This is a genomic window from Citrobacter amalonaticus (assembly GCF_001559075.2).
GTDB lineage: Bacteria > Pseudomonadota > Gammaproteobacteria > Enterobacterales > Enterobacteriaceae > Citrobacter_A > Citrobacter_A amalonaticus_F.
On sequence record NZ_CP014015.2, the window covers coordinates 432,282 to 448,824 of the forward strand.

Genomic DNA, 16,543 nt, shown 5'->3' on the forward strand with positions numbered 1-16,543 from the left:
ATCACTATTTTTGAATCTCGTCACAGGTCCTGATTATAGTGTGTGTTAGATCTCGTTTTCTTTGCACACGTTGCATAGAATGTGCACGGAAATTTAACCTGCCTCATATTTGGAGCAAATATGGACCGCGTCCTTCATTTTGTCCTGGCACTTGCCGTTGTTGCGATCCTCGCATTGCTGGTAAGCAGTGACCGTAAAAAAATTCGCATTCGTTATGTCGTTCAACTGCTTGTTATCGAAGTGTTACTGGCGTGGTTCTTCCTGAACTCTGACGTCGGTCTCGGCTTCGTGAGAGGCTTCTCCGAAATGTTTGAAAAACTGCTCGGATTCGCCAATGAAGGGACGAACTTCGTCTTTGGCAGCATGAACGATAAAGGGTTGGCTTTCTTCTTCCTGAAAGTTCTCTGCCCTATCGTCTTCATTTCAGCGTTGATCGGTATTCTGCAGCATATTCGCGTGCTGCCGATTATCATCCGCGCCATTGGCTTCCTGTTATCCAAAGTCAACGGCATGGGCAAACTGGAATCCTTCAACGCCGTCAGCTCGTTGATCCTCGGTCAGTCTGAGAACTTTATCGCGTATAAAGACATTCTCGGCAAAATGTCCCGCAACCGCATGTACACCATGGCAGCGACGGCAATGTCCACCGTTTCCATGTCTATCGTCGGGGCGTACATGACCATGCTGGAGCCTAAATACGTGGTTGCGGCACTGGTTCTGAACATGTTCAGCACCTTTATCGTGCTGTCGCTGATCAACCCGTACCGCGTTGACGCCAGCGAAGAAAACATCCAGATGTCCAACCTGCACGAAGGCCAGAGCTTCTTCGAAATGCTGGGTGAATACATCCTGGCGGGTTTCAAAGTTGCGATCATCGTTGCTGCTATGCTGATCGGCTTCATCGCCCTGATCGCCGCGCTGAACGCCCTGTTCGCTACCGTCACCGGTTGGTTCGGCTACAGCATCTCCTTCCAGGGCATCCTGGGCTACATCTTCTACCCGATTGCCTGGGTGATGGGTGTGCCGTCCAGTGAAGCACTGCAGGTGGGCAGTATCATGGCGACCAAACTGGTTTCCAACGAATTCGTTGCAATGATGGATCTGCAGAAAATCGCCTCCACGCTCTCTCCGCGCGCGGAAGGTATCCTTTCTGTGTTCCTGGTCTCCTTCGCCAACTTCTCTTCTATCGGTATCATCGCGGGCGCGATTAAAGGCCTGAACGAAGAGCAAGGTAACGTCGTATCCCGTTTCGGTCTGAAACTGGTTTACGGTTCTACGCTGGTGAGCGTCCTGTCTGCCTCAATCGCCGCACTGGTTCTGTAAGACAGCACTGTCATAAAAAACGGGGAGCGCATCCCCGTTTTTTTATACCTGTTATTCCTCGAGCGGCCTTGGTCGTCCAATCAAATACCCTTGCAGGTAGTTCACCCCCAGGCTCAGCAGCAACTCCCGCTGTGCGGGCGTTTCTACGTACTCCGCCACCACGCTTAGCGACTTCGCCTTTGCCAGATCGGTTATCGACTTCACAATCATCGCATCCAACGAATCGGTCAGAATATCTTTTACGAACACACCGTCGATTTTGATGATGTCAGCCTGCAGACGCTTCAGGCGCTCATAATTGGCATATCCGGTACCAAAGTCGTCAATTGCAATTCTGAAACCAAACCTGTGCAGCAGCTCGAGATTTTGCATGCTGGTTTCCGAATTGGAAAATGCCTGCTCTTCGGTGATCTCAATGATCACCGTTTCCGGAGCAATACCATACCGGGTGAACAGGCGAATAATGCGCGGCGCGGTCTCTTTTTGCAGCAGGGTCAGCGGCATTAAATTGACCGAGAAAAGCGGTCCAGTCTCTGTAGGAGGATGTGCGGATAGCCAGGTAAGCAAGGCTTCAACGACCTGTAAATCAAAGCGGGCGCTGAGGTTAAACTGCGCTATCAGCGGAATAAACTGATCCGGAGTCATGATACCGTCGTCGCTTTTCAGCCGGGCGAGAATTTCATCATACCCTTTGCCCTGAGCGTCGCGGATAGGCTGCGCGTAAAGCAGGAGATCGCCGTTATCGAGCGCTTTACGAATTTTATTGAGCAGCAGCACCCGTTCGGTCGTCTGCCCCGTCGCCACTTCCTGGCTTTGAGTCAGCGCCAGCACCCGGTGATTCGCGCAGGACTGTTCCGCCAGCCAGCTCAGCTGACCCAGCAGCGGTTGCAGCGTCTCCTGCTTCCCATCCCATTGCCCCCAGGATGCGCCGTAACCCATGTCCAGCCCGGTATTGTTCCAGTAAATTTTACGACTGTTCAACAGGTCGAGCATATGCTGCAGGCGGGCGTCCATCTCCGGCCCGTTAAGCACCAGTAATAATTCACTCCCTGGCAACTGGAAGATTTTTTCATTCTCAAGCATCAGCGGTTGCAGCATACGGTGCACCGTACGTTTGCTGTGCACACGCATTAACATGCCGTAGTGACGGCTCAGAAACTCCAGATTCTCCAGTCGCAGGCAACAGACGCTCTGCCCGGACTCTTTTTGCAGGAACTGCTCCAGCGCACGCAGATTCGGTAAACGAGTTAAGGGATCGGTAAGGGCCTGCATGTGCCAGCGACGATTAAGCCATTCACTGCGCAGAAAGATGCGCATCATATACAGCAGGCAGATACTGAACGAGACGAGTACCGACAGGATGAACGCCAGTGAATACTCCGATCCCACCCCTTGTAAGAAATTGCGGTTATAGGTCAGCAGAAACAGCGTTGAAATGGCCCAACTGAGATTCAAAAACGGATAGGTAAGCTTACCCACGCCGGTGGTAAAGATGATGAACAGCACGGGCACCAGATACCCTGCAATGTAGTCGCTTTCCAGCGGGGAGCACATCATAGCGAGCAGCAGAGAAATGCAGATCAGCCAGCATAGGGTAAAGAGACGCGTCTCTTTTTCAAAACACGGCGCAATATCGCGACGCCAGAATATCCGGGCATAATGCGGATTCACTATCATCCGCAGCGGATAATAAAAAAGCATGGTGAAAATCAGCACCGCCGAGATCAGGCTCAGAATATCGACAATCGTGAAGATGGCCGCCGCCGCACCAAAGAATGTCGAAACCGCGACCGGGAAATCGAGATAATGCCCGGCGAGATACATACTGATTTTCATCCCGAGCGGGGCGACAAAGCCAAACCAAATCACTCTGCGCCAGATATTGCGATCGGGTAATCCGTAACGCCAGCGCGGCCCCAGTTGCCAGCGCACCAGCGCACAGGTTCCCAGCACGGCAAACATCTGACAGAAGAGCAACACAATGCCTTGCGCGAACGGCAGATGAAGATTCCAGTGGTTGGTCAGGTATAACGCCAGCACAATGGGCAGAACAGCACGTCGGCCAAACAGCAGCATCATCGACAGCAGCACGCACAGCGGCAGCCACGAGAGATAGATATAGCTGGAATCCACAATGGCCAGAGGGGAAATCAAACGTGAAAACTGGATGGCTGCGATGGAGAGCACGATCGCAAGAGCGAATATTCTTATATTATTTATCAGGTTGCGCTTGGCTGGCATGAATTAACTGCTCTCACAGAGACGAACTATTTGTCACATAAATGATAAGTTTATTCGCATCGCGAAGCAAACCTATACCCACCAGAAACCGATCCCACCTTTCGTGGAACAGACTCCGGCTTATCAGCAACTGTATTACAAAAATGGAAGGTATGCAGAGATAAAAAAACCCCCGCTTCGCAGCGAGGGTTCTGAATTTGGTGGAGCTAAGCGGGATCGAACCGCTGACCTCTTGCATGCCATGCAAGCGCTCTCCCAGCTGAGCTATAGCCCCATGATGCGTTTACGTACCAAAATTGTTGGGTTCAATTTTTGGTGGAGCTAAGCGGGATCGAACCGCTGACCTCTTGCATGCCATGCAAGCGCTCTCCCAGCTGAGCTATAGCCCCATTACGTAAAGCTTGTCGAGTTGACGGGCGGCATCATATGAATTCCCTTCGCATGTGTCAACGGCAAATTGTAGACGCCGATTCTAATCGCTGAAAAAGCAGACAAATGAAGAACATTGCGTAACAACTCGCATTCAGTAGTTAAACACGTCACGGTTTCCACTAAAATGGTGCTATAAAATGAACCACTAATTAACCACACGACTATTCAGGGAATCTTTATGTTCAAGGAGCGGATGACGCCAGAAGAACTCGCGAATCTGACGGGTTACAGCCGACAGACCATTAATAAATGGGTGCGAAAAGAGGGTTGGGCGACATCACCAAAACCAGGCGTCCAGGGCGGTAAAGCACGACTGGTGCATGTTAACGAACAGGTTCGTGAATATATCCGCAGCGCAGAACGCTCGGCGGAAGGGCTGTCTGACACCTTCTCGCACCCTGGCGATGCCTCGCTGGAAGCCCTACTGATCAAGCTGGTGAAAGAGATGACACCAGCCGAACAAAAACACTTTACCTCTTTGCTACTGCGGGAAGGGATTACCGGTTTATTACAACGCTTAGGGATCCGCGACAGCAAATAATATGAAAAGATTACGCAGCAAAATGACCACCGAAGAACTGGCGGATTGCCTCGGTGTCGCTAAGCAAACCGTGAATCGTTGGATCCGTGAACAAAAATGGGAAACGGAAAAATTTCCAGGTGTTAAAGGGGGTCGGGCAAGACTCGTTCACATCGATACACGCGTGCGGGAGTTTATTCTGAACATCCCGGCGTTTCGTAACCATTCTGCATTTTATCAGGCTGAAGAGTCACTGGCCGAGTACAACCCCGTCGTGCGCAGCCATGCTTATCGGCAAATTATTGATGCCGTGGAAAATATGTCCGCAGCGGAACAGGAAAAGTTAGCGCTGTTTCTTTCACGTGAAGGCATCCGCGGTTTCCTCACACGCCTGGGTCTGAACGATTCTGAGTAGCACAAAGAAAAACGGCAGAGTCTCCCCTGCCGTTTCGTTAATGCGGCGATCGCTTACTGCTGCGCTTCACGATCCGCAATAAAAGCCAGCGCTTTATTGATGCGCTCAATGCTGCGAGTTTTCCCAATCGCGTGCACCGTCACGTCTAAGCCCGGAGACTGACCCGCACCGGTTACCGCCACACGCAGCGGCATACCGACTTTACCCATTCCCACTTCCAGCTCATCAGCAGTTGCCTGAATCGCGTGATGCACGTTTTCAGCCGTCCACTCGGTAATGGCTGCCAGTTTGTCACGCACCACTTCCAGCGGCTGACGCGCAACCGGACGCAGGTGTTTCTTCGCTGCATCGGCATCAAACTCGGTAAAGTCTTCGTAGAAGTAACGGCAGCTCTGCGCCATCTCTTTCAGTGTTTTGCAGCGCTCGCCCAGCAGTTTCACCAGTTCAGCCAACTCCGGGCCGTTACGGGTGTCGATGTTTTCCTGCTCAATGTGCCACTGCAGATGCGTTGCCACATACTCCGGCGCCAGCGAATTAATGTAGTGATGGTTCAGCCACTGCAGTTTTTCCGTGTTGAACGCACTGGCGGATTTGCTGACCGCACCAAGGGAGAACAGCTTGATCATCTCTTCACGCGTGAAAATCTCCTGATCGCCGCTGGACCAACCCAGACGCACCAGGTAGTTCAGCAGCGCTTCCGGCAAATAGCCGTCATCACGATACTGCATCACACTCACCGCGCCGTGACGTTTGGACAGCTTTTTACCGTCGTCGCCGTTGATCATAGAGACGTGGGCGTACACCGGCACCGGCGCGTTCAGCGCTTTCAGAATGTTGATCTGGCGCGGGGTATTGTTGATATGGTCTTCACCACGAATAACGTGGGTGATCTCCATATCCCAGTCGTCCACCACCACACAGAAGTTATAGGTCGGGGAACCGTCGGTGCGGCGGATAATCAGATCGTCCAGCTCCTGATTGCTGAATTCGATCGGGCCACGGATCTGATCGTCAAAAATGACTGAACCGTCCTGCGGGTTGGCAAAACGGACAACGCAAGGCTCATCATCAGAGTGATGTTCATGACCATGACGGCAACGCCCGTCGTAGCGCGGCTTTTCACCCTTCGCCATCTGCTCTTCACGCAGTGCGTCCAGGCGCTCTTTGGAGCAGTAGCATTTATAGGCCGTGCCCGCTTCCAGCATTTCATCAATCACTGCGTTATAACGATCGAAACGTTTAGTCTGGAAGTATGGGCCTTCGTCCCATTCCAGGCTCAGCCAGTTCATACCGTCCATAATGGCTTCGATAGCTTCCGGCGTGGAACGTTCGAGATCGGTGTCTTCAATACGCAGCACAAACTCACCGCCGTGATTACGTGCAAAAAGCCAGGAATAGAGAGCAGTACGCGCACCACCGACGTGCAGATAGCCTGTCGGGCTTGGCGCGAAGCGAGTTTTGATTTTCATGAAATGGCCTTACGTTTATAAAGATGCCGACAACCGGCAAATCCGGGAAAAATGGAATGGCCGATATTCTATCACTGTGAGGTAAATCCTCAATGTTGTTACCGGGTAAACGCCGTGCAGAACCGTTTTTGTTTAGAAATCATGCGCCAGAGACCGTTTCACGATCGTTTTGCTTAAAATTACGACGAACGAACAATTTCTTTAGAAAAGGCGTTGACTCATTTTCAACTCTCCCTATAATGCGACTCCACACAGCGGGGGTGATTAGCTCAGCTGGGAGAGCACCTCCCTTACAAGGAGGGGGTCGGCGGTTCGATCCCGTCATCACCCACCAACTACTTTATGTAGTCTCCGCCGTGTAGATAAGAAATTGAGAAGTGGGTGATTAGCTCAGCTGGGAGAGCACCTCCCTTACAAGGAGGGGGTCGGCGGTTCGATCCCGTCATCACCCACCACTTTCTCACCAGCTAAATTTCTTATTGTGAAGTACCGAAGTGGGTGATTAGCTCAGCTGGGAGAGCACCTCCCTTACAAGGAGGGGGTCGGCGGTTCGATCCCGTCATCACCCACCACTTCGGGTCGTTAGCTCAGTTGGTAGAGCAGTTGACTTTTAATCAATTGGTCGCAGGTTCGAATCCTGCACGACCCACCAATGTAAAAAGGCGCCCTAAAGGCGCCTTTTTGCTATGCGCAGAATATAACGATTCGAACCTACGGCAGGTTCGGGTCGAACGCAGTGAGACAACGGAGCCGCTTGCGGCGACGGCCCGAAGGGCGAGCGAAGCGAGTCATCCTGCACGACCCACCAATGTAAAAGAGGGCGCTGGCGGCGCCTTTTTGCTATGCGCAGAATATAACGATTCGAGCCTGATGGCGCTTCGCTTATCAGGCCTACATTTCACTGTTACTCCGCGTAGGCCGGATAAGACGTCAGTCGCCATCCGGCGATATCAGGGCGCTTCACTCATCAGGCCTACACGTCTCAGTTACGCCGTTAACGCATCAATCATGTGCTCCAGCGCGGGTGTCGCTTGCTGCTGGTCATACACAATGTATAAATCTGCCGGAATACGCTCCTCTAACGGACGAAACACCACTCCAGGCCAGTTCATCTGCGCATAGCTATCGGCAATCAGCGTAATGCCAATCCCCATGCTGATCATCGCCAGCACCGTTTGCGGCTCCATCACTTCGCGAATAATCATCGGAGAAAATCCGGCGCTCTGGCAAACGCGTTGCAGGAATGCCCAGTCGGTATGAATGGAAGGCATGGTGACGAAGTATTCATTGCGCAGTGCTTCTAACGGCACGGCCTCACGGGCCGTCAGCGGATGCTCTTCCGGCATCGCCACCAGAAAAGAGGATTCATGCAGTCGCAGGCTGGTAAACCCTGGCGCAGGCTCAATCGCCATTCGCCAGACGCCAGCATCCAGTTCACGTCGCTCCAGCATGGCCATTTGCATCGCGGGCATATTCTCGCGAAACATCACCTCCACGTTGGGGTTCGTCTTCAGAAATCGCCGCATCACCGGGCGCATTTTTCCCCACATTGCAGTACCGATCACCCCCAGTTCGATCCGCCCTGCCTCGCCGCGCCCGATCTGTTCGACACGCGCCAACACCTGATTAGCGCTGGAAAGCAGACGCCGAGACTCCTCCATCAGGATTTTACCCGCATGGGTCAGCGCCACGCTGCGGGAATGGCGGATGAACAACAGCGTGCCGAGCTCTTGTTCCAGTTCCTTAATATGAATACTCAGTGGAGGCTGCGACATATTCAGACGAGCGGCGGCGCGTCCAAAATGCAATTCTTCTGCGACAGCAAGAAAATAACGCAGTAGCTTAAGATCGATACGATGCGTGCGTTCCATGGGTAATGCGCTCCAGAGGGGAAAACGAATGCGCCAAATTACCACAATGCGTCGCAGAACAGGAACGGCGGGCAACAAACGCCCGCCGCGAAGAGAGATTAACGAGCCAGCGAGTGCTGCGCCAGCTTTTCAGGCTCATGTTTGTACTTAAAGAACAGCGCGAAAATCACCGCCAGCGCCAGGGAATACGCCGCAAAGACCAACCAGATGGTTTGCCAGTCCTTCACGCCATCCACCGAGAAGTAATCCACCGCCATACCGCTCAGAATGGAACCCACCCACGCCCCGACGCCATTGACCATCGTCATAAACAGCCCCTGCGCGCTGGCACGGATCCGTGATTCCACCTCCTGCTCAACGAAGACGGAGCCAGAGATATTGAAGAAGTCGAATGCGCAGCCATAGACGATCATCGACAGCAGTAGCAGGACAAAACCGAACGGCGACGGATCGCCAAAGGCAAAGAAGCCAAAGCGCAATGTCCACGCCAGCATGCTCATCAACATGACCGTTTTGATGCCAAAACGTTTGAGGAAGAACGGGATGGTCAGGATAAAGCCCACTTCCGCCATCTGCGAGACGGACAGTAAGATGGACGGGTATTTCACCACAAAGCTGTCAGCGAATTCTGGGTTACGGGCAAAGTCGTGCAGGAAGGGGTTACCGAAAACGTTAGTAATTTGCAGCACCGCCCCCAGCATCATGGCAAACAGAAAGAAAATCGCCATCCGCGGATTTTTAAACAGCACGAACGCATCCAGCCCCAGTTTGCTGGCAAACGATGCGCTCGCTTTCTTTTCGGCCACCGGAATTTTCGGCAGCGTGAGCGCATAGAGCGCCAACAGCAACGACGCGCCGGATGCAATGTACAGCTGCGCGCTGCTCAGCTCCAGCCCCATCAGACTGACGGTCCACATCGCAACGATAAAGCCAATCGTGCCAAAAACGCGAACAGGTGGAAATGCGCTTACTGGATCTTGCCCTGCCTGCGCCAGGCAGGAGTAGGAGACGCTGTTCGAAAGCGAAATGGTCGGCATGAAAGCCATTGCGTTGATCAACATCACCCAGAACATCGTGTCCGGGTCAGTCACCGTGGTCGCATACAGCAAGACGCCCGCGCAGACCAGATGGCAGATCATGTAGGTACGCTCTGCCCGCAGCCATTTGTCCGCAATAATCCCCATAATGCCGGGCATAATAATCGCCGCCAGCCCTTTTGAGCTGTATACCATACCCACGTTGGCGCCGGTAAAATGAAGGGTGTTAATCATGTATGAGCCCAGGGTTACCAGCCAGCTTCCCCAGATAAAATATTGCATAAACGACATGATCTTTAATCGGGACGCAATACCCATTTTTCTCTTCCTTGCCGTAGAGTACGAACCCCGCTGGCAAGCGGGGTCATTATTATTATCTGTTTCAGGCCAGTTTGCGCAGGAACCCGCAAATCAGGTCGATAAAGTTCTGCCGGGAAAGTTCAGCGGCGGCCAGGGTTTGCGCGTGCGAGAGTTTCACATCGCCCAGGCCTTCCGCCAGATTGGTGATCGCCGACACGGCAACCACTTTCAGTCCGCAGTGGCGGGCGGTGATGACTTCAGGCACCACCGACATCCCGACCACATCGCCGCCAATGATCTGCATCATGCGGATCTCCGCGGCTGTCTCAAAGTTAGGTCCCGGATAGGAAACAAATACGCCTTCGCTCAGCGTGAAGCCCTCATCGGCGGCAACGGTCTGTAAAACCGCACGATAATCGGCGTCATAGGCATTGGCCAGCGAGAAGAAACGCTCGCCAAAGCGTTCGTCGTTCGGGCCAACCATTGGTGTCCCCGGCATGGTGTTAATATGGTCGCTCAGGGCCACCAGACTCCCCGGCCCCACTTCCGGGCGCAGAGAACCCGCTGCGTTAGTGCAGAACAGCAGTTCGCAGCCCAGCAGCTTCATCGTGCGAATGGCGTCGGTCATCACGGTCATGCCGCGTCCTTCGTAGAAGTGCCCGCGCCCTTTCATACAGGCAACCGGGACGCCAGCCAGATGACCGAGCACCAACTCGCCCGCGTGCCCGTGAACGGTGCTGACCGGGAACCCCGGCAGCTTCTCATAGGAAATCGCCACCGCATCTTCTATCTGCTCAGCCAGCGCGCCTAAACCCGAGCCAAGGATAAAGGCGACACGCGGCGTGAAGTCAGGTTTGTAGCCGCGAATAATATCAGCGCTGTTCCAGGGATTCTGGGAAAAGTGGGAGTCGGTCATGAGATGTCCTTATAATCGGCTAATCACTCATTGAGTGAGGGAGATAATGGTTATAACGAGAGTACGCAATCGATTACCAATACAGTTTTCCCTGCCGATCGATAGCAAATCTATATTGATAAGGCGATGCAGCGCCGTCAGATGAGAAAAAGCATGACTGCCAAAAATGGCAGGGAGTACTGAAGGTCTGCGAACGTGTGCCGATATCGTAGTTTTACTGGCAAAAGGAAACCACGATGACCACCATCAACGTCTCGACCCCTTCCGTCCAAAGCAGCGGCGGTGGGACTCAAGCCGCCTCCGGGAACAGCGTCTCTGCGCAAATCGCGCAGATTGCGGAAAAAATCACTCAACTGACGCAGAAGCTCAAAGACGTCCCAAACGGCACCGGTAGTGCGGAAGATAAGAAAAAACAACAAGAAATGATCCAAACGCAGATCAAAATGTTGCAGGCACAGCTGGCACAGCTACAGCGTCAACAGGCCGAGGAGGCTCAGCAAAAACAGGAACAAATCCAGGTTAAAGCGGAAGGTGTTAATTATCCTTCCGACGACCATCAGATTGATGTCTATATCTGATAGAGCGGATCCTGCGCACGTAAAGACGTTAATGCATTCGCCTGGGTGCGGACCACCTCCCACAGCGCCTGGGCTGCTGTCGACAACGAGCGGTTTTTGCGCCGCGCCAGCATCAGCTGTCTTTCCACCACCGGCGTCAGTCGCTTCACCTGCAAATGACTCCCCTGCGGCAACGGTAAGGCCAGCGCAGGCAAAATGCTGATACCTATCCCCGCTTCCACCATCGGAAACAGCGTCGCCGGGTGGCCAATTTCCTGCACAATATTGGCCTCTATCGCAAAGTGCGCAAGCGCCGCGTCAATGAGCGGCCGACTCCCCGAGGCGTAATCCTGCAACACCAGTCGTTCCTGCTGGAGATCCTGCCAGCTCACCCACTCCTGTTGCGCCAGCGGGTGCGCCTGATGGCAAAGCAGAAGGAAAGGTTCGGAGAGTATCGCTTCGCACTGCAAATCACTCACCGCGCCAGGATCAATCACAATGCCAAAATCCACTTCGCCCTGGCGGATACTTTCCAGCACCCACTGCTGCGGTCGATCGTGCAGGACAAAGTCAATCGCCGGATAGCGCTGATTACTTTGCGCAATGCACTGCGGAATGAGATGGGCGGAGATCGTCTGACTTGCCGCCACGCGAACCGTACCGGTGAGTTGCGTGCCCACCCTACCCGCTTCCCGCAGCGTGATGTGCAGTTCATCCAGCAGTCGCTCCAGGCGACCCGCCAGCTGTTGCCCGGCATCCGTCAGCACCACTTCGCGCGTCGTGCGGTTCAGCAGTTTCACCCCTGTCTGACGCTCCAGTTCTTTGATACTGTGACTGACCGCCGACTGGCTCAGACCAATACACTCACCGGCCCGGCTGAAACTTCGCTCCTGAGCAACGGTAACAAACACACGTAATTGACGCAGAGAATAATTCATCAACTCAATTCATATATAGATGCAATAAATCAATTTTATTTCTCAAAATGAAAAACGCAAAATGAGGACACCGAATTCCTGGAGTATTTATGAATATTTTTCGTATCCTTGATCCGTTTACGCTGACCCTGATTGCGGTCGTCCTGCTGGCCTCATTTTTTCCAGCAGAGGGAGATTTTGTGCCTGTTGTTGAAGGCATCACCACCGCGGCCATCGCGCTCCTGTTCTTTATGCACGGGGCAAAGCTCTCACGCGAAGCCATCATCGCGGGCGGCAGCCACTGGCGTTTGCACCTGTGGGTGATGTGCAGCACCTTCATTCTGTTCCCGGTGCTCGGCGTACTGTTTGCCTGGTGGGAGCCAGTCAACGTTGACCCGATGCTGTACACCGGCTTCCTGTATCTGTGCATTTTGCCCGCCACGGTACAGTCGGCGATTGCCTTTACGTCGCTGGCAGGAGGAAACGTTGCGGCGGCGGTCTGCTCAGCCTCGGCCTCCAGCCTGTTGGGGATTTTCCTCTCGCCGCTGTTGGTTGGTCTGGTGATGAACATTCACGGTGCAGAGGGCAGCCTGGAGCAAGTTGGCAAAATCATGCTGCAACTGCTGCTGCCGTTTGTGCTGGGTCACCTTTCCCGTCCGTGGATCGGCAAGTGGGTCGCACAAAATAAAAAATGGATTGCGAAGACTGACCAGACGTCAATTTTGCTGGTGGTTTATTCCGCCTTCAGCGAAGCCGTCGTGAACGGGATCTGGCACAAAGTGGGCTGGGGATCGCTGCTGTTTATCGTGGTGGTCAGCATTGTGCTGCTCGCCATCGTGATTGCCGTAAACATCGTTGTGGCGCGTAAATGCGGCTTCAACAAAGCTGACGAGATCACGATTGTTTTCTGCGGGTCGAAAAAGAGTCTGGCGAACGGCGTCCCCATGGCCAACATCCTCTTCCCGACGTCGGTCATTGGGATGATGGTACTGCCGCTGATGATCTTCCACCAGATTCAGTTGATGGTCTGTGCAGTGCTGGCGCGTCGCTATAAGCGCCAGACCGAACAGTTACAGGCGCAGCAGGACAGCCGCGCCGCCAAAGCTTAAAGCGGACGTTTCAGGGGCTGAACCAACTGGCTCAGCCCTTCGGTTTTGATCAACAGCGTAATTTGCATCAGCTCGCCCAGTTTGCCCGCCGGGAACTCATCCTTACGGGCAAACCACAGCAGATACTCTTCCGGCACATCGATCAACCGACGCCCTTTGTATTTACCAAACGGCATCACCGTGTTGGCAATCTCAACGAGCTGCTCTTTCTCCATCTCAGACACCCAGCAGGCGGAGCATTTCCGCTTCGTCGATCACCGCAATCCCCAACTCCTGCGCTTTTGCCAGCTTGGAACCTGCCGCTTCGCCAGCAATGACCAGATCGGTCTTCTTCGAGACGCTGCCCGCCACTTTCGCACCGAGCTCCACCAGCCGCGCTTTCGCATCATCGCGCGACATCTGGCTCAGGCTTCCCGTCAGCACGACTGTTTTCCCGGCAAAAGGACTGTCAATCTCTTCGGCGTTGATCACCACCGGTGCGGGCCAGCGAATGCCTTCTGCCAGTAGCTGCGCGATCACCTCGCGGTTGCTCTCTTCGGCAAAGAAGTTGAACACATGGGTGGCGACCACAATGCCCACGTCGGGGACTTTTTGTAGCTCGTCAATAGACGCCGCCTCCAGCGCCTCCAGAGTACCGAAGTAAGCGGCCAGACCGGCGGCCGTAGCCTCGCCGACCTCGCGAATCCCCAGCGCATACAGGAAACGCGCAAAGGTCGTCTCTTTCGATTTTTCCAGCGCATCCACCACGTTTTGCGCCGACTTTGGTCCCATTCGGTCGAGGCCGGTCAGTTTCCCGGCGGTCAGCCTGAACAGGTCCGCTGGCGTATGGACATACTCTTTCTCGACCAGTTGATCGATAATTTTGTCACCCATCCCGTCCACGTCCATCGCCCGACGAGACACGAAATGCTTGAGCGACTCTTTACGCTGCGCGCCGCAAATCAGGCCGCCGGTACAGCGAGCAACCGCTTCACCTTCCACGCGTTCAACATCGGAATTGCATACCGGGCAATGCGTCGGAAATTCCACTGGCCGGGTGTCGTCCGGACGCTCGGAAAGCACCACGTTGACCACCTGCGGGATGACATCGCCAGCACGGCGAATTACCACCTTATCGCCAATGCGCAGGCCAAGGCGCTCGATTTCATCGGCGTTATGCAGCGTAGCGTTACTCACCAGCACGCCGGCAACCTGTACCGGTTCAAGACGCGCAACGGGAGTAATCGCCCCGGTACGCCCGACCTGAAATTCCACGTCACGAACAAAGGTCATCTGCTCCTGCGCCGGGAATTTAAAGGCCACCGCCCAGCGCGGCGCGCGTGCGACGAAACCCAGTTGCTCCTGTAGCGCCATCGAGTTGACCTTAATCACCACCCCATCGATGTCGAAGCCCAGGGTCGGACGGTCTTCTTCCACCTTGTGGTAAAACGCCAGCACCGCTTCCGGCGAGTCGCACAGGGTCACGCGATCGCTGACCGGCAGCCCCCATGCTTTGAATTGCAGCAGGCGGCCCAGATGAGTATCGGGCAGTTCGCCGCCTTCCAGCACGCCAACGCCATAGCAGAAGAAAGTGAGCGGTCGCTTCGCGGTGATGCGCGGATCAAGCTGACGCAGCGAGCCCGCCGCCGCATTACGCGGGTTAGCAAACAGCTTTCCGCCCGTACGGCGAGCCTCTTCATTGATCTTTTCAAAACCAGCCTGTGGCAGGAAAACTTCGCCACGCACTTCCAGGCGCGTCGGAATGTTATCGCCATGGAGTTTCAGCGGAATGGCGCGGATAGTCCGCACGTTTGAAGTAATATCCTCACCCGTCGTACCATCGCCACGGGTTGCGGCGCTGACCAGTACGCCATTTTCGTAGAGGATGCTGACCGCCAGGCCGTCCAGCTTCAGCTCACAGCACCAGGTCAGCTTATCGCTGCTCTTAAGGCGGTCCTGCACACGCTTGTTAAACGCCAGGAAACTCTCCTCATCAAAGACGTTGTCCAGTGACAACATCGGCACTTCATGACGAATCTGGCTGAAAGATGCCAGCGGCGCGGCACCCACACGCTGCGTCGGAGAGTCCGGGGTAATCAGCTCCGGGTGCTGCGCTTCCAGTTCACGCAGTTCCCGCATCAGGCGGTCATATTCTGCATCGGGGATTTCTGGCGCATCCATCACATGGTAAAGATACTCATGATGGCGAAGCGTGGTTCGCAGTTCGGTCAGTTGTTGTTCGATTGATTCCATATCGCACCATCAATGATAAAAAACCCCCGACAGGCGGGGGTTCAGAAAGGAAGTTGTCGTGCCTTGAGTGTATCAGGCGTTCGCGTCTTTCACTTCGCGGATACGATCCTGATACTCGCGCAATTTTTGCGGCGTCATCATCCGACGCTGATCGTCGAGCACCACACCGCCGACTTCATCGGCAATATGCTGTGCGGATTGCAGCATCAGTTTGAAGTTCTGCAGTTCGTCGCCGTAAGACGGCACCTGCATAAAGATGGTCACGCCCGGCGTGGTGAAGTCGACCATTTCTGGATCAAACGTACCCGGGTTAACCATATTCGCCAGGCTGAACAATGCCGGGCCGCTGCCATCCGGGCTCAGATGACGATGGAAGATATTCATGTCGCCAAATTTGAATCCGGCCTGCTCGATGCTGTTGAGCAGCACTTCACCGTTAAGCTCGCTGCCATGATGGGCGGCGACGTTCATGATGATTACCGCTTCTTTACGCTGCGGTTTTTCCGGGGCTGGCGCTTCTTCAACGACAGGCTCAGGCTGCGGCTCGACCACGGGTTCTGCGGGCTGGAAAGCCTGCTGCGACGGCTGTGGCGCAGTCGGCTGAACGGGCTGAACCTGCGGCGCGACGGGTTGTTGTTGCACCGGCTGCGGCTGTTGCACAGGTTGCTGTGGCGCAGGCTGATGCACCGGCTGCGGCTGAGCGGATTGCTGCGGCGCAGGCTGCGGCTGGTGTACCGGCTGCTGCGGCGGACGCGGGGCATGCTGCGGCTGTACCGGCGCTTCAGACGATGGCTGAACCGGCTGACGCGGCTGTGCCGACGCATAAGGCGGCTGGTACTGGTGTTGCGGCGATTGGCGAGGAGCTTCATGCTCCTGCGGGTTGCCAGGGGCATGATTCACGCGGTGAACACGAACTTCACCCACGCCTTCGTCTGCTTCAACATCATCGTCATACGAGTCGTCGTCGCGTTTTGATTTCATGCGTTTCAGTGGACGATCGCGGAACATAGAAGATCGTTCTTTACGGCTGGTCCAGAAACCATGTACCAGTAAAGCGATTATGGCGATCGCGCCAACAATGATTAATATCAGACGCAAATCCTGCATCATTATATTCTCTGTTGTTCTAACACCTTGCCACCACGGCAAACATTTACTCACTAAGAGTATTTGCCGATTACGTCAAGTGCAAGTGTACTCTTAG

14 protein-coding genes, 6 tRNA genes and 1 other RNA gene are annotated in these 16,543 nt (G+C 54.4%); 10 read left to right on the plus strand and 11 right to left on the minus strand.

Going from position 1 to position 16,543, the window contains the following annotated elements:
* Positions 1-120 precede the first annotated feature (120 nt).
* The gene (gene nupC / locus AL479_RS02100; protein WP_061074888.1) at positions 121-1,323 is read left to right on the plus strand and encodes a nucleoside permease NupC; all 1,203 of its coding nucleotides are present in this window, start codon (positions 121-123) and stop codon (positions 1,321-1,323) included.
* A 51-nt stretch (positions 1,324-1,374) separates the two neighbouring features.
* Here nupC and AL479_RS02105 read toward each other — a convergent pair whose 3' ends face one another.
* The 3 genes from AL479_RS02105 to AL479_RS02115 all read right to left on the minus strand — a co-directional run bounded on the left by AL479_RS02105 (position 1,375) and on the right by AL479_RS02115 (position 3,953).
* The gene (locus AL479_RS02105) at positions 1,375-3,564 is read right to left on the minus strand and encodes a sensor domain-containing phosphodiesterase (protein WP_061074889.1); all 2,190 of its coding nucleotides are present in this window, start codon (positions 3,562-3,564) and stop codon (positions 1,375-1,377) included.
* A 198-nt stretch (positions 3,565-3,762) separates the two neighbouring features.
* Positions 3,763-3,838: transfer RNA gene (locus tag AL479_RS02110), tRNA-Ala, on the minus strand.
* Positions 3,839-3,877: 39 nt separating this feature from the next.
* Positions 3,878-3,953 (minus strand) — tRNA-Ala (locus AL479_RS02115).
* Positions 3,954-4,174: 221 nt separating this feature from the next.
* On the opposite strand from AL479_RS02115, the gene AL479_RS02120 reads away from it, so the two are divergent.
* Both AL479_RS02120 and AL479_RS02125 read left to right on the plus strand, forming a co-directional pair.
* Entirely contained in the window at positions 4,175-4,537 is a 363-nt protein-coding gene (locus AL479_RS02120) for a MerR family transcriptional regulator (protein ID WP_061074890.1), read from the plus strand.
* Position 4,538: 1 nt separating this feature from the next.
* Positions 4,539-4,931, plus strand: coding sequence for a MerR family transcriptional regulator (locus AL479_RS02125; protein WP_061074891.1), 393 nt, complete (start codon positions 4,539-4,541; stop codon positions 4,929-4,931).
* Between the two features lie 53 nt (positions 4,932-4,984).
* Here the strand turns inward: AL479_RS02125 and gltX are convergent, their stop codons facing one another.
* Positions 4,985-6,400, minus strand: a complete 1,416-nt coding sequence (gltX, locus tag AL479_RS02130) for a glutamate--tRNA ligase (RefSeq protein ID WP_061074892.1) — start codon at positions 6,398-6,400, stop codon at positions 4,985-4,987.
* 258 nt (positions 6,401-6,658) lie between these two features.
* Between gltX and AL479_RS02135 the strand changes: the two genes are divergently transcribed.
* From AL479_RS02135 to AL479_RS02155, 5 genes are all read left to right on the plus strand, one after another.
* Positions 6,659-6,734, plus strand: a tRNA-Val gene (locus tag AL479_RS02135).
* Positions 6,735-6,779: 45 nt separating this feature from the next.
* Positions 6,780-6,855: transfer RNA gene (locus tag AL479_RS02140), tRNA-Val, on the plus strand.
* 41 nt (positions 6,856-6,896) lie between these two features.
* Positions 6,897-6,972: transfer RNA gene (locus AL479_RS02145), tRNA-Val, on the plus strand.
* 4 nt (positions 6,973-6,976) lie between these two features.
* A tRNA-Lys gene (locus AL479_RS02150) sits at positions 6,977-7,052 on the plus strand.
* Positions 7,053-7,074: 22 nt separating this feature from the next.
* Positions 7,075-7,208: non-coding RNA, RtT sRNA (locus tag AL479_RS02155), on the plus strand.
* Positions 7,209-7,386: 178 nt separating this feature from the next.
* Here the strand turns inward: AL479_RS02155 and AL479_RS02160 are convergent.
* From AL479_RS02160 to xapA, 3 genes are all read right to left on the minus strand, one after another.
* The gene (locus AL479_RS02160; RefSeq protein ID WP_061074893.1) at positions 7,387-8,271 is read right to left on the minus strand and encodes a LysR family transcriptional regulator; all 885 of its coding nucleotides are present in this window, start codon (positions 8,269-8,271) and stop codon (positions 7,387-7,389) included.
* A gap of 98 nt (positions 8,272-8,369) precedes the next feature.
* A complete protein-coding gene (locus AL479_RS02165) occupies positions 8,370-9,626 on the minus strand; it encodes a nucleoside permease (protein WP_061074894.1) in 1,257 nt (418 codons plus the stop codon).
* A 64-nt stretch (positions 9,627-9,690) separates the two neighbouring features.
* Complete coding sequence (gene xapA, locus AL479_RS02170) at positions 9,691-10,524, minus strand: xanthosine phosphorylase (protein ID WP_061074895.1); 834 nt, start codon at positions 10,522-10,524, stop codon at positions 9,691-9,693.
* A gap of 236 nt (positions 10,525-10,760) precedes the next feature.
* Between xapA and AL479_RS02175 the strand changes: the two genes are divergently transcribed.
* Entirely contained in the window at positions 10,761-11,102 is a 342-nt protein-coding gene (locus AL479_RS02175; protein WP_061074896.1) for a FlxA-like family protein, read from the plus strand.
* Here the strand turns inward: AL479_RS02175 and AL479_RS02180 are convergent.
* Positions 11,093-12,019: a LysR family transcriptional regulator gene (locus AL479_RS02180; protein WP_061074897.1), complete on the minus strand. Its 927-nt coding sequence runs from the start codon at positions 12,017-12,019 to the stop codon at positions 11,093-11,095. The genes AL479_RS02175 and AL479_RS02180 overlap by 10 nt on opposite strands.
* 89 nt (positions 12,020-12,108) lie before the next feature.
* Here AL479_RS02180 and AL479_RS02185 point away from each other — a divergent pair, with 89 nt between their 5' ends.
* Positions 12,109-13,107: a bile acid:sodium symporter family protein gene (locus tag AL479_RS02185; protein WP_061074898.1), complete on the plus strand. Its 999-nt coding sequence runs from the start codon at positions 12,109-12,111 to the stop codon at positions 13,105-13,107.
* Here AL479_RS02185 and AL479_RS02190 read toward each other — a convergent pair.
* From AL479_RS02190 to zipA, 3 genes are all read right to left on the minus strand, one after another.
* On the minus strand, positions 13,104-13,322 hold the full coding sequence (locus AL479_RS02190; protein ID WP_042317684.1) for a DUF3820 family protein: 219 nt from the start codon (positions 13,320-13,322) through the stop codon (positions 13,104-13,106). The genes AL479_RS02185 and AL479_RS02190 overlap by 4 nt on opposite strands.
* Before the next feature lies 1 nt (position 13,323).
* A complete protein-coding gene (gene ligA / locus AL479_RS02195) occupies positions 13,324-15,339 on the minus strand; it encodes an NAD-dependent DNA ligase LigA (protein ID WP_061074899.1) in 2,016 nt (671 codons plus the stop codon).
* A gap of 72 nt (positions 15,340-15,411) precedes the next feature.
* Positions 15,412-16,449 carry a cell division protein ZipA gene (gene zipA, locus AL479_RS02200; RefSeq protein WP_061074900.1) on the minus strand — a complete coding sequence of 346 codons (1,038 nt, stop codon included), beginning with the start codon at positions 16,447-16,449 and terminating at the stop codon, positions 15,412-15,414.
* Positions 16,450-16,543: the final 94 nt, after the last annotated feature.

Bases quoted from the DNA above. Each gene is read 5' to 3' on its own strand.
- nupC (WP_061074888.1), top strand. From the start codon at position 121: ATGGACCGCGTCCTTCATTTTGTCCTGGCACTTGCCGTTGTTGCGATC.
- AL479_RS02105 (WP_061074889.1), bottom strand. From the start codon at position 3,564: ATGCCAGCCAAGCGCAACCTGATAAATAATATAAGAATATTCGCTCTT.
- AL479_RS02120 (WP_061074890.1), top strand. From the start codon at position 4,175: ATGTTCAAGGAGCGGATGACGCCAGAAGAACTCGCGAATCTGACGGGT.
- AL479_RS02125 (WP_061074891.1), top strand. From the start codon at position 4,539: ATGAAAAGATTACGCAGCAAAATGACCACCGAAGAACTGGCGGATTGC.
- gltX (WP_061074892.1), bottom strand. From the start codon at position 6,400: ATGAAAATCAAAACTCGCTTCGCGCCAAGCCCGACAGGCTATCTGCAC.
- AL479_RS02160 (WP_061074893.1), bottom strand. From the start codon at position 8,271: ATGGAACGCACGCATCGTATCGATCTTAAGCTACTGCGTTATTTTCTT.
- AL479_RS02165 (WP_061074894.1), bottom strand. From the start codon at position 9,626: ATGGGTATTGCGTCCCGATTAAAGATCATGTCGTTTATGCAATATTTT.
- xapA (WP_061074895.1), bottom strand. From the start codon at position 10,524: ATGACCGACTCCCACTTTTCCCAGAATCCCTGGAACAGCGCTGATATT.
- AL479_RS02175 (WP_061074896.1), top strand. From the start codon at position 10,761: ATGACCACCATCAACGTCTCGACCCCTTCCGTCCAAAGCAGCGGCGGT.
- AL479_RS02180 (WP_061074897.1), bottom strand. From the start codon at position 12,019: ATGAATTATTCTCTGCGTCAATTACGTGTGTTTGTTACCGTTGCTCAG.
- AL479_RS02185 (WP_061074898.1), top strand. From the start codon at position 12,109: ATGAATATTTTTCGTATCCTTGATCCGTTTACGCTGACCCTGATTGCG.
- AL479_RS02190 (WP_042317684.1), bottom strand. From the start codon at position 13,322: ATGGAGAAAGAGCAGCTCGTTGAGATTGCCAACACGGTGATGCCGTTT.
- ligA (WP_061074899.1), bottom strand. From the start codon at position 15,339: ATGGAATCAATCGAACAACAACTGACCGAACTGCGAACCACGCTTCGC.
- zipA (WP_061074900.1), bottom strand. From the start codon at position 16,449: ATGATGCAGGATTTGCGTCTGATATTAATCATTGTTGGCGCGATCGCC.